7 protein-coding genes are annotated in these 12,136 nt (G+C 74.5%); 3 read left to right on the top strand and 4 right to left on the bottom strand.

The annotated features are described in order from the left end of the window. Positions 1-205: 205 nt before the first annotated feature. Positions 206-766, bottom strand: a complete 561-nt coding sequence (locus ACH4K4_RS07295) for a MarR family winged helix-turn-helix transcriptional regulator (protein ID WP_398165390.1) — start codon at positions 764-766, stop codon at positions 206-208. A gap of 132 nt (positions 767-898) precedes the next feature. Here ACH4K4_RS07295 and ACH4K4_RS07290 point away from each other — a divergent pair, with 132 nt between their 5' ends. Then, positions 899-2,224: an MFS transporter gene (locus ACH4K4_RS07290; protein WP_398165430.1), complete on the top strand. Its 1,326-nt coding sequence runs from the start codon at positions 899-901 to the stop codon at positions 2,222-2,224. Between the two features lie 105 nt (positions 2,225-2,329). On the opposite strand, the gene ACH4K4_RS07285 is transcribed toward ACH4K4_RS07290, so the two are convergent. Both ACH4K4_RS07285 and ACH4K4_RS07280 read right to left on the bottom strand, forming a co-directional pair. After that, positions 2,330-4,114, bottom strand: coding sequence for a SpoIIE family protein phosphatase (locus ACH4K4_RS07285; protein ID WP_398165389.1), 1,785 nt, complete (start codon positions 4,112-4,114; stop codon positions 2,330-2,332). A gap of 446 nt (positions 4,115-4,560) precedes the next feature. After that, positions 4,561-5,934: an NAD(P)/FAD-dependent oxidoreductase gene (locus tag ACH4K4_RS07280; RefSeq protein WP_398165387.1), complete on the bottom strand. Its 1,374-nt coding sequence runs from the start codon at positions 5,932-5,934 to the stop codon at positions 4,561-4,563. Positions 5,935-6,430: 496 nt separating this feature from the next. On the opposite strand from ACH4K4_RS07280, the gene ACH4K4_RS07275 reads away from it, so the two are divergent. Beyond that, positions 6,431-7,351, top strand: coding sequence for a TetR/AcrR family transcriptional regulator (locus ACH4K4_RS07275; protein WP_398165386.1), 921 nt, complete (start codon positions 6,431-6,433; stop codon positions 7,349-7,351). A gap of 256 nt (positions 7,352-7,607) precedes the next feature. Beyond that, entirely contained in the window at positions 7,608-9,689 is a 2,082-nt protein-coding gene (locus ACH4K4_RS07270) for a sigma-70 family RNA polymerase sigma factor (RefSeq protein WP_398165384.1), read from the top strand. A 35-nt stretch (positions 9,690-9,724) separates the two neighbouring features. On the opposite strand, the gene ACH4K4_RS07265 is transcribed toward ACH4K4_RS07270, so the two are convergent. Then, positions 9,725-11,809: an asparagine synthase-related protein gene (locus tag ACH4K4_RS07265; protein WP_398165383.1), complete on the bottom strand. Its 2,085-nt coding sequence runs from the start codon at positions 11,807-11,809 to the stop codon at positions 9,725-9,727. Between the last annotated feature and the right edge of the window lie 327 nt (positions 11,810-12,136).

The raw sequence follows: 12,136 nt of genomic DNA, 5'->3' as shown, positions 1-12,136 counted from the left end.
TCATAATCGAGTCGGCGGTTCGAATTCCGGCAAGCCGAAATTGTTCCCGTTCGGGAGTCGTGCAGTAGTGGTTGTGCCGCCGGTGCGGCGCGAGGAGCTACCGCAGAACCGTTACGGCTCCGTGGCAACTCGGAGAACACTACGTACGGGCGCAGGTCATGTCAACCACCGCCGGTCAACCGGTTATGTCGCGCCGGAGGCCCTGTCAGTCGAGGTCGGTGAGCCGGCCGTCCGCGTCCGGCTGAGCGTCCTCGACCCGGCACAGCAGGCGGGTCAGCATCTCCCCGAGCGCCCCCCGCTCCTCGGGAGAGAGGTCCTGGAGCAGCTCCTCCTCGAAGACCGAGGCCATCCGCATCGCCTCTACCCACTTCTCGCGCCCCTCCTGGGTCAGCTCCACGATCACGCGGACGCGGTTGGCCTCGTCGCGCTCCCGCGTCACCAGGCCCTCGCTCGCCATGCGGTCGATGCGGTGGGTCATGGCGGCCGGGGTGAGGCCGAGGCGCTTGGCCAGTTCGCCGGGGCCCATTTGGTAGGGCGCACCCGCGACGACCAGGGCCTTCAGCACCTCCCACTCCGCGTTGCTCATGTTGAGGGTGGCGGTCTGCCGCCCGTAGGCGACGTTCATCCGGCGGTTGAGGCGCTGCAGTGCGGAGACGACCTGCTCCACCTGCGGATCGAGGTCTTGGAACTCTCGCTGGTAGGCCGCGATCTGTTCCTCGAGGCTCGGCTCGGCGGGACTGTGGGCCGCATCTGAGGACTCTGGCATGCCGGGAAGTATGGCACGAGACGCATTGGCACTGAAGTCCTTCGGCATGTACTCTTTAGCTTCGAACTTTAGTGTTGAACTCTTCAGGGTGTGACTGTCTAGTCCCCTTCGATCTGACCTAGGTAGGTGAGTGTGACCACCGCGATGGGCGCCGCGCTGCGCCGGATCCAGCTGGGCAACGCGCTGAGCGCGTTCGGCAACGGCTTCACGGTTCCGTATCTCTACGTCTATGTGGCGAAGGTGCGGGATCTCGGCGCGGGCACGGCCGGTCTCGTGCTGATGATGCTGGCCGTCGCCGCGCTCCTCGTGCTGCCGTTCACCGGTTGGGCGATCGATCGGCGGGGCCCCCTGCCGGTCGCCGTCGTGGGTGCCGTCACCGCTGCCGCCGGTTCGCTCGGACTGGGCCTGTCCACCACCGAGCCCCTGGTCATCCTGTCCGCCGTGGCGCTCGGCGCCGGTATCGCGGTGATCCAGCCGGCCCTGGCGACGATGATCGTGTGGTGCTCGACGGCGGTCACCCGCTCGCGGGCGTTCGCCACCCAGTTCTTCCTGAACAACCTGGGCCTGGGCATCGGCGGGCTGATCGGCGGCCTGCTGGTCGACGAGACGGCGGCCGGCAGCTTCGTCCGGCTCTTCGCGATCGAGGCCGTGATGTTCCTGGTGCTGGGCGCGGCCATCGCGACCGTACGGCTGCCCCGTGCGCCGCGGGTCGAGGACGCGGTGCCGGGCGAGGCCCGCGCGAAGGGCGCGGTGCGCTCGCTGTTCGCCGACCGCCGCATGATGTGGCTGTGCCTGCTGGGCTTCGTGCTGTTCTTTGCCTGCTACGGCCAGTTCGAGTCGGGGCTCGCGGCGTACGCCACCGAGGTCACGCGCATCGCGCCGTCCACGCTCGGTATCGCGCTGGCCGCCAACACGGCGGCGATCGTGGTGGCCCAGTTCGTGGTCCTGAAACTGGTCGAGCGGCGGCGGCGCAGCCGGGTGATGGCCGTGGTCGGGCTGATCTGGACCGTGGCGTGGCTGGCGGCGGGGCTGTCGGGCCTGGTGCACGGTGCGCACGCGGTCGCCACCACTTTGCTGATCTCCACCTACGCCCTGTTCGGTATAGGGGAGTCGATGCTCTCTCCGACGATGGCTCCGCTGGTGGCCGACCTGGCGCCGGCGTCCTTGGTCGGTCTGTACAACTCGGTCTTCGCTCTGGTGAAGCAGATCGCGCTGGCGGTCGGCCCGCCGGTGGGCGCCTTCATGGTGGGCTTCGGGCTGTCCGCCCCGTACATCGGGATGCTGGTGCTCTGCGCCGTCGGCATCAGCCTGCTGGCGCTGCGGCTGGGGCGGATGCTGAGCCCGGCGCAGGACAATCCGCACCTCCGGGCGATCGCACCGGCGTCCCAGGAGGCGGCTGCGGCGGATGCCGAGGTGCCCGCGGTGCCGCGGCGGGAGTCCGTGACAGCGGTGGCGTGACGTCCGCCCCCGCGGACAAGTCCCCGTAAACAGGTGAGCGAGGCCGCCGGGCCGATCCGGCGGCCTCGTCCCTATATGTGTCCTGGCCTCGGGTACGGCACGGAATCACTCGCGCGGCAGCGCGAACTCGCACCAGACGGCCTTGCCGCCGCCCGGTGTCCGCCGGGAGCCCCAGGCCGAGGCGATCGTCGCGATGATGGAGATGCCGCGGCCCGCCTCGTCGGCGGGCTCGGCCCGGCGCCGCCGCGGCAGGTGGTCGTCGCCGTCCGTCACCTCGATGATCAGCCGGCGGTCCGTACGGCGCAGCCGCAGCCGCATCGGGGGTGTGCCGTGCTGGAGCGAGTTGGCGACCAGTTCGCTGGCCGCCAGGACGCCGAGGTCGTGCAACTCGGGGGCGAAGCGCCAGGAGGCGAGCACCCCGGAGGCGAAGGCGCGGGCGCGGGGCGCCGCTTCCGTACCGCCGTGCAGTTCGAGGGCGGCGTTGTGGAACAGCTCGGCGTCGTGGCCCGTGCGGGCCGGGTGCTGGAGGACCAGGACGGCCACGTCGTCGTCGTGGTCGGTGGTGATGCCGAGGGCGCGCAGCAGCCGGTCGCAGATGATGTCCGGGGCTCCGGTCGCGCCGGCGAAGGCCCGTTCCAGGGCCTCCACTCCGTGGTCGATGTCCTTGTCGCGGCGCTCGACCAGGCCGTCCGTATAGAGGACGGCGGTCGACCCCGGCCCCAGCGGGACGCTGCCGGAGGTGTGCAGCCAGCCGCCGGTGCCCAGCGGCGGGCCGGTCGGCTCGGCGGCGCGGTGGACCGTTCCGTCGGCGTCGCGCACCAGGATGGGCAGGTGGCCGGCGGAGGCGTAGACCAGGCGGCCCTCGTTGGGGTCGTGGACCGCGTAGACGCAGGTCGCGATCTGGCTGGCGTCGATCTCGGCGGCCAGCCCGTCCAGCAGCTGGAGCACCTCGTGGGGCGGCAGGTCGAGCCGGGCGTAGGCGCGTACGGCGGTCCGCAGCTGTCCCATGACGGCGGCGGCCCGTACGCCCCGGCCCATGACGTCGCCGATGACCAGGGCCGTACGGCCGGCGCCGAGGGTGATGACGTCGTACCAGTCGCCGCCGACCGCGGCGTCCGTGCCGCCCGGCTGGTACGTCGCGGCCACCCGCAGGTCGTCGGGCTGTTCCAGCTCCTGCGGCAGCAGGGACCGCTGGAGGGTCACGGCCGCGGCGCGTTGGCGTGCCTCGCTGGCGCGCAGCCGTTCGGTCGACTCCACCTGGTCCGTGACGTCGGCGCCGAAGACGAGGACGCCGCGGTGCGGCGCCACGCAGGCGACTTCGGGGTCGGGGGCCGGGCCGCTGGCGGCGACCTCGATGGGGGTGCAGGTGAACGTGTAATACCCGTCGCGGGACTGGTCGGCGCCGGCGCCGCCGGGCACCCGGCGGGACTTGACCGTACGGGGCCGGCCGCTGCGCAGGACCTGGTCCATCAGCGGCAGCAGGCCGAGCGCGTCCAGCTCGGGCAGCGCCTCGCGCGCGGTGGCGCCGGGCGGGCGGGGGCCGAAGACGGTGGCGTACGCGCCGTTGACGTACGCGATGCGGTGCTCGGGGCCGTACACGACCGCCACCAGCGCCGGGACCTTGCCGAGGATGTCGTGGACGGAGAGCGCGTCGACGCTGGGCGTGCGGCCGGGGCCGGCGGGGGCACGGTCGTCGGCGGCGCCCGCTTCGGGGTGTTCGGCGCGGGCGGCGGGGACCGAGCCGGGGACCGGCGGGCCGCCGGAGGGCTGGGAGGCGGGTACGGCCGGCACGGGCGCGGTGGCCGCGGACGACGGTGCGGCCCGGTCGGTCCTGGCGGCGCCCCGCCGCTGTGTACCGGGGAGACGGGCGCTCCAGCGCGTGAAGTTCACGGAGGGGTACCTCTTACTTCGCGTCGTCGCGCGGGATCGGGCCGTCGGTTCGGAGGGAGCGCCCGCGGCCGCGCCGGGAGGGCCCCGGCGTGGCGGACGCGGGGAGCGGTGTCGGCTGGGGGCACGCTCGGCGCCCTCTGGCGGATTGCAGCAAACGTCCAGAATCCTCGTGATTGTCACTCTTCGCAGATACGAGCCCACCCATGGTCACACGTCCAGTGTGGCCGACCGGACTGGCATCCGTCAGACGCCGGAGCAGCGAGGTGGAGTTCCTGACTCCGGTACGCCCGTGCACGCGTGGACGCGGTGCGGCCTCCGGCACGGCGTTGTGGCAGGCCGCCGTCCGGCTTGACGGGCGGACCGCGGCCGGCCGGAACGTACGCCTTCGGGTGGCACCGGTAGCGGGGTCCCGGCAGTCGTACGATCCGACGGCGCGCGACGGGGCGTCAGCTCGCCTCGTTGTGGCGGCCGGTGCCCGCGGCGAGTTCGAACTCGGCGCGCGGGTGTTCCAGCGAGCCGAGCGAAACGATTTCGCGCTTGAACAGAGCGGCGAGCGTCCACTCGGCGAGCACCCGCGCCTTGCGGTTGAAGGTCGGCACCCGGCTCAGGTGGTACACGCGGTGCATGAACCACGCCGGATACCCCTTCAACTTGCGCCCGTAGACGTGCGCGACGCCCTTGTGGAGGCCGAGCGAGGCCACCGACCCCGCGTACTTGTGCGCGTAGTCCACGACGGGCCCGCCGCGCAGCGACGCCGCGACGTTCCGCGCCAGCACCCGGGCCTGGCGCACCGCGTGCTGGGCGTTGGGCGCGCACTCCTTGCGCGGCTCGTCCGGCTTCGCCGGCTCCGCGGCCGTCAGGTCGGGCACCGCGGCCGCGTCCCCCGCCGACCAGGCGTGCCCGGCCCCGTCGACCTGGAGGGCGGCCGTGCACTTGAGGCGGCCGCGAGCGGTGAGCGGCAGGCCGGACGCCGCGACGATGGGGTGCGGTTTGACGCCCGCGGTCCACACCAGGGTGCGGGCCGGGAAGCGCGAGCCGTCACTGAGGACGGCGACCCGTTCCCCGCACGACTCCAGCCGCGTGTCCAGCCGTACGTCGATGTTGCGCGCGCGCAGCTCGCGTACCGCGTACTGGCCCATCTCCGTGCCCACCTCGGGCAGGATGCGGCCGGTCGCCTCGACCAGGATCCACTTCATGTCCCCCGGCTCGACGTTGTGGTAGTAGCGCGAGGCATAGCGCGCCATGTCCTCCAGTTCCGCGAGGGCTTCCACGCCCGCGTAACCGCCGCCGACGAACACGAAGGTCAGGGCCGCGTCGCGGAGCGCGGGGTCGCGGGTGGAGGAGGCGATGTCGAGCTGTTCCAGCACGTGGTTGCGCAGGCCGATGGCCTCCTCGACGGTCTTGAAGCCGATGCCCGCCTCGGCGAGGCCGGGAACCGGGAGGGTCCGCGAGACCGAGCCCGGCGCCAGCACCAGCTCGTCATAAGGGAGTTCGAGGCTGCCGGTGCCGGCTTCCCTGGTGGCGGGCGTCTCGATCGTGGCGGTGCGCCCCGCGTGGTCGAGCGCGGTGACCTCGCCGATGACGACCTTGCAGTGCGGCAGCACCCGGCGCAGCGGTACCACGACGTGCCGCGGCGAGATGGAGCCGGCCGCGGCCTCCGGGAGGAACGGCTGGTAGGTCATGTACGGCTCGGGGTCCACCACGACGATCTCGACGGCGGCCCGCCGCAGCTCCTGTTTCAGCTCCCGCTGGAGGCGCAGGGCCGTGTACATCCCCACGTAGCCACCGCCGACAATGAGAATGCGCGCCCGTTGCTTCACAGAGGTTCTCCTCGCGACGTCGAACAGTTCGACCCTTCCCAGCGCGGCGCGGTCCGACACGGCGCCGGCCGAAACGGCGCGCGGCGACGCGGTACGGGCGGCGTGCGGCGGCCGGCACGGCACCACCCGGCACTGCGCCCCCGGGAAGACACAGCTCCGTTCCATGACGCACCGGCAACACGGCTTTGTCCACAGGCCCGGCGAAATGTATGACCGGTACCGGCCGCCGGCCCGGCGGCCCGGCCGTCGCGCGGCGGGCCGTAGGAGCGCAGGTCAGGTGGCGGGTGCGCAAGGGCTGGAGGGTACGGAATCGGGGCGGATCGGGCCCGTACTCCGATCGGGGCACGGACTGTGCGGAACTGCCCTCTTCATTCTTGACCTGGGCTCAACTATGTTCGTACCTCGTTGGGGTGCAGCCTCGCGTCGACACGTCGTTACACCCCAGCAGTCAGGGCGGGGAGTCTCCGGGGGGAGACGTCATTACCGGGGGATATATATGCACATTCAAGGCTCTCATTGGCCGACTGCCGTAGCCGCCGCTTCACATGGCGCAGAGGGCAGGGGGAACGGCAACACCCATTCCGGCGCGGGCCGGAGCACACCACTGCGGGTGGACGCGCAGCGCAACCTGGAGCACGTACTGCGCGCGGCGCGCGAGGTCTTCGGCGAGCTGGGGTACGGCGCGCCCATGGAGGACGTGGCGCGGCGGGCGCGGGTCGGAGTCGGGACGGTCTACCGGCGCTTTCCCAGCAAGGACGTGCTGGTCAGGCGAATAGCCGAGGAGGAGACCGCCAGGCTGACCGAGCAGGCGCGTACGGCGCTCGGCCAGGAGGACGACCCGTGGTCGGCGCTGTCGCGCTTCCTGCGGACCTCGGTCGCCTCGGGTGCCGGGCGGCTGCTGCCGCCGAGCATCCTGCGGGTCAGCGCCGACACGCCCGGCGTCGCGGGGGCTCCGGGCGGCACGCCCGGCGGCTCCGAGGCCGGCGAGGCGCGGGTGCCGCAGCAGCGGCAGGCGTACGGCGCGGACGGCCTGGCGTCCGACGTGCCCGCGGAGTTCCGCGTGGTGGCCCAGCGCGGCGCACCCGAGGCCGAGTCCTCGGACGCGCTGCCGACGGTGCCGAACGGCGTCGCGAGCGGCGCACCGAACGGGACGCCCGCCCGCGCGGCCGGCCCGCTGGAGGCGCCGGGTGAGCCCGCCGTCGACGGCGGCACCCAGGCGCTGCTGGAGGTCGTCGGGCAGCTCGTCGAGCGTGCGCGCTCGGCGGGCGAACTGCGCGCCGACGTGACGGTCGCCGACGTACTGCTCGTCATCGCCACGGGCGCGCCGTCCCTGCCGGACCCCGCCCAGCAGCAGGCCGCCTCGGCCCGGCTGCTGGAAATCCTCCTGGAAGGGCTGCGGTCGCGGCCCGCCCGGTGAGGGTGCGGTGAAGTGAAGTGAGGCGGAGCGGGGTGCGGAGCCGGCGTCGAGCCGGCGCCCGTGCCCCCCTCCTGCCGTGTGGCCCGTCGGCCGCCACGCGTCGACGAAGCATTCCCCGTACGGCTGACCGCTAATGCTCCGCACCGGGAACTCGCCCCGGACGAGTGGTTGGTGTGCTTACCGTGCAAGCGCGGGACGGTGATGTGTCACGCTGGCGCCGTGTTCCGGAGTGACGGCGTGTTCGGGGGCCTCGGCAGTGGGTGTTGACGGGCGGGACGACCAGCGCGACGGCGGGACCGGCACGAGCGGCGCCGCCCGGCGGCACGCTCCTCAGGTACCCGGGCAGAAACGTCCGTTCGGGCGTGACGAGGCGCCCCGCTCCCAGGACCGGCACGACCGGGCCGACGACGGCTGCCGGCCGCAAACGGGCGAGCGGAGCGTCCCTCAGCAGCGTGAGCGCGCCGACCGGCCGCGGGAGGCGCAGCGGGCTGCCACGCGGGCCGCGGACTCCAAGGGACCCGCGGCACCGGCCCCGGAGGCGGGGCCACCCGGGCTCCCGCCCTCCGACAGCGAGCTGATCTCCCGTATGCGGGGCGGCGACGACAGCGCCTACGAGGAGCTGTACCGCCGGCACGCCGCCGCCGTACGGCGCTACGCGCGCAGCTGCTGCCGCGACGCGCACACCGCCGAGGACCTCACCGGCGAGGTCTTCGCGAGCACCCTCCAGGCGGTACGCGGCGGGGCGGGGCCCGACTCCGCCGTACGGGCCTACCTGCTGACCACCGTCCGCCGGGTCGCCGCCGCCTGGGGCAGGACCGCCAAGCGCGAGCAACTGGTCGAAGACTTCGCGGAGTTCGCGGTGTCGGCTGCCGGCGCCTCGCTGGACGACGGCACGCTCGACCTCGGCGCGGACGTGCGCGCCATGCACGAGGCCGAGCAGTCCATGGCCGTACAGGCGTTCCGTAGCCTGCCGGAGCGCTACCAGACCGTGCTGTGGCACACCACGATCGAGGACGAGTCGCCGAGCCAGGTCGCGCCGCTGCTCGGGCTGTCGGCCAACGCCACGGCCGTACTGGCCCACCGCGCCCGCGAGGGACTCAAGCAGGCGTACCTACAGGCGCACGTCAACCACACGCTGACCGCCGGGGGCGACTGCGCGCGGTACGCGGACCGGCTCGGCGCGTACGCGCGCGGCGGGCTCCGGGTGCGCGCCGAGCGGGGGCTGCGCAAGCACCTGGAGGACTGCGCCCGTTGCCGTACGGCGGCCCTGGAGGTCGCGGACGTCAACGAGCGGATCCGCGTCGTCCTGCCGGTCGCGGTCGTCGGCTGGTTCGCCGCCGGGTACGCGGTCAAGGCGGCAGCGGCCGCGGTGGGGCTCGGCGGCGCGGGCGCGGCCGCGGGTGCCGGTGCGGCCGCCGCGGCGGGCGGGACGGGGGCGGTCGCCGGTGCCGGTGGGGCCGGGACTACCGCAGGTGCTGCGGGTGCCGGTGGAGCGGGGGCCGCGGTCGGCGAGGGACTCGGGGCGCCCGCGAAGCTGGGCATCGCCGCCGGGCTGGCGATCGTGGCGGGCGCCGCGCTCGCGCTCGCGCTGGCCGGCGACCCGCAGCCGAAGCCCCGCCCGCAGGCCCGGCAACCCGGCGCGGCCTCGTTCGCCCCGCAACCGCCCCCGACAGAGCCGCCGGAGCGCGCGCCCGCGCAACCGCCTCCGACGCCCACGCCCTCGGCCTCGGCCTCGGCGCCCGCGCCCGCCCCGCGGACCGCCCCGGAGCCCGCACCGGCCCCGGAGCCCGCGCAGTCGTCCCCCGCCCCGCCCCGCCCCGCACCACACCCGCCGCACGCCCCCAGGCCGCCCGCCCCGCCCCGGCCCACCCCGCGGCCGACGCCCACCCCGCCGGCGCCCGCCCCCTCCCCGTACCGCATCAGCGCGCTGACCTTCGACTTCATGGGTGACGGCAGCAAGCCGGAGGTGCGCTCGGCGCGGAGCAGCTGGATGTGGCAGCGGCAGGGGCTGCGGATCGGCGGCAAGCGGTACAGGCACGGGGTGACGGTGCACGCGCCGTCGTCCGTGACCATCGACCTGAACCGGCGGTGCACGGCGTACGACGCCTTCGCCGGCGTGGACGACATGGGTCTCGGCCTGGGCGCGCTGCGCTTCTCCGTCTACGCGGACGGGCAGCGGCTCTGGCGCTCGGCGGTGGTACGCGGTGGCCGGCCCGCCGTCCCCGTGCACGTGCCGCTGTCGGGCCACAAGACGCTGCGGCTGGTCGTCGAGCCCGGGTCGGCCAACTCCGTGATGTTCCTGGGCGACTGGGCACAGTCGCAGATCACCTGCCGCTGAGCAGCGCGCCCCCGTACACGCGCCCGTACCACCCCTCAGAGGCTGGGCCGCGGCACCACTCCGCCCGCCACCGCCCGCTGGCGTGGCGCGGCCGTACCCGTCCAGCAGGTGCCGCGCCGGGCGAGGAGGCGCCGCAGCCACAGTTCGGTGGAGACCAGCTCGGCCAGCCCGTCCAGCGGCAGGGCGGCGCCCTCCGCCGCCGCCCGGAGGGCTTTGCGTACGACCCGGGCCTCCACCAGGCCCGCGTCGGCGAGCAGCGGGGTGTCGAAGAGGCCGACCACGTCCCCTATGGAGGTGCGCAGGCCGGCCCGTACGGCTGCCGCGTGGGTGAGGTGCGAGGTGGCACCCCAGCCGGGCGGCAGGTCGCGAATGCCGGCGCCGGACAGCACGGCGCGCAGCACCGCCGCCCGCGCCCCCGGTTGCACACGGAGCGTGTCCGGCAGCGCGCGGCACGCCAGCACCACCTGGTTGTCCAGGAAGGGGGCGTGCAGCCGTTGGTTGCGCACCTCCACGGCCTGTTCGAAGATGCGGTGGTCGGCGGCGTGGCGAGACAGCGCGGCGCGCGCCCGCCGCTCCCCCGGCCGTCCGACGGCGGGTGACCGGGAGGCCGCGGCGTTGAGACGAACCGATACTTCGGCCAGCGCCTCTCCCGTGAGCCAACGGGCCGCAGGTCCGGGGCGGCACCAGGAGAGCGCCGCCAGCGAGGCGTCCACCGCCCCGCCGCCCGCCACCGGCTCGTCGGTGAACTGCCGCTCCCTCAGGCGCGTCGCCGTGTCGGAGATGCCCGCCCCGTAGGACGTACGGGCCAGCTTCCGGGCGGCGCGGTAGACGGTGAACGGCACCAGGGCGGACTGTGACAGCGGCCCGTCGGCCTTGGCCAACGCCGTGACGGGCCGCAGCAGATGCCGTCTGCGGCGGTCCATGAGCAGGTCGGCGAGGCGCGCCGGGTGCGCGTCCAGCACCTGCCGCGCACCGGCGCCGACGAAGTGGTCGGCGCTGCCCGCCAGGAGCCGCCTGCGGTGGCGGCCGGCCGTGACGAGCGAGGGGCCCGGCTCGTCCGTGAGCGGCCCGCTCTCCAGGTCCGCGTACGGGAGGGCCTCCTCGCCCGCCGCCACGACCACGTGGTGGAGGCGCGGATTGGCGGCCATGCTGCGGGCCCGCTCCAACTCGGCCTCACGGTACGGCTGCCCTCCGTGGGTGGCACGGTCGTTGAACGTGACGGCCAGCAGGCGCTCGCCACGCCCGTTGACCGTGCCGGGCACCCCGGGCAGCCCCGCCGCGAGCAGCGCCAGGGTGGCGGAGGCGCTGCCCCCTGAGAGGTCGGCGCCCACCCCGGGGGCCGGTGCGCCGCGCGCGGCCCGCCGCTCGGCCGGTCCCATGCCCGGCACGGGGCCCGGGTCGAGCCCGCCCAGCCCGTCCGGGGCCGGAGCGTGCCGGGGGCCGGACAGCCGCGCCCGTACGGCCTCCACCAGCGCGTCCCGTACGCCGTCCACGGCCTGCTCAGGGGGCAGCTGGGGCGCCGCGACGGCGAGCGACGACGCCGGCTCGTACGAGGTGATGTCACTGCTGCCGCCGCGCAAGACGAGCGCGTGGCCGGGCGGCACCCGCCGTACGCCCTCGTAGGGGGTGCCGGCGCCCAGCGCCTCGGGCGCGTCCGGGCAGGCCAGCAGCGCGGCCAGGTGGCCCACGTCGAGGTTGGCCTCGATGAGGTCGGCGAGCGGCAGGGCGGCCGTCGCGTACGCCGTACCGCCCGCCCACGGGGTGTGGAAGACCGGCCGGGCGCCCGCCAGGTCGCCGGTGACGGTCAGCCGCCGGCCGACCTGCACGACGGCCGTGTAGCTGCCGGGCCAGGCGGTGAGGTGGCGCAGCGCGCCGCCGCGGGCCGCGAACAGCCCGACGCGCAGCTGGTCGTCGGTGGCGCCGCAGACGCCGAAGACGGCGAGCCGGGTCTGCGCGTCGGCTTGGACGACGCGCACCTCGTCGGGGCGCCAGTCGCCGACCGCCCACAGCGGGTCGGGGTCGCCCCACAGGAGCTGGGCGCCTACGGGGAGGACCGTACGGGCCTCCTCGGTGGGGGCCGGTCCCGTGCCGGTACTGCTCCACCCCACCAACCAGCGCATCGCCGCCTCCACCCTGTTCGCCGCCGCCGGGCGACTCCCGTCCGTCCGCCGACGCGGAAGCCCGCCGCCTCAGGGAGCGCCCCTGATGGTCGGCAGGGTGGACCGGACCGCCGCCCCGCACAGCGGATTGCCAAGCTGTTGTGCGGACCATGCTGCCACGACGGCGGCATTCAAGAGACGCCGAAGAGGGCCTGTATACGGGGGTGTTCGATCGCAGGGGCGCGGCGGGTGGCGCTCGACCGCAGCGGGTTCAGGGCGAGTTCGGGGTGCGTTCGGCGCGAGCACTGCCGGAAGGAGGCCGTGGTGGTGTATGAAGGGCCCTTCGCC

The organism is Streptomyces sp. NPDC017529, assembly GCF_044329785.1.
Lineage (GTDB): Bacteria > Actinomycetota > Actinomycetes > Streptomycetales > Streptomycetaceae > Streptomyces.
Note: the sequence above shows the minus strand (reverse complement) of the source record. Positions and strands in the feature narration are given on the sequence as shown.

Excerpts from the sequence above, each read along its gene's own strand:
- ACH4K4_RS07275 (WP_398165386.1), top strand. The coding sequence starts at position 6,431 with ATGCACATTCAAGGCTCTCATTGGCCGACTGCCGTAGCCGCCGCTTCA.
- ACH4K4_RS07295 (WP_398165390.1), bottom strand. The coding sequence starts at position 766 with ATGCCAGAGTCCTCAGATGCGGCCCACAGTCCCGCCGAGCCGAGCCTC.
- ACH4K4_RS07265 (WP_398165383.1), bottom strand. The coding sequence starts at position 11,809 with ATGCGCTGGTTGGTGGGGTGGAGCAGTACCGGCACGGGACCGGCCCCC.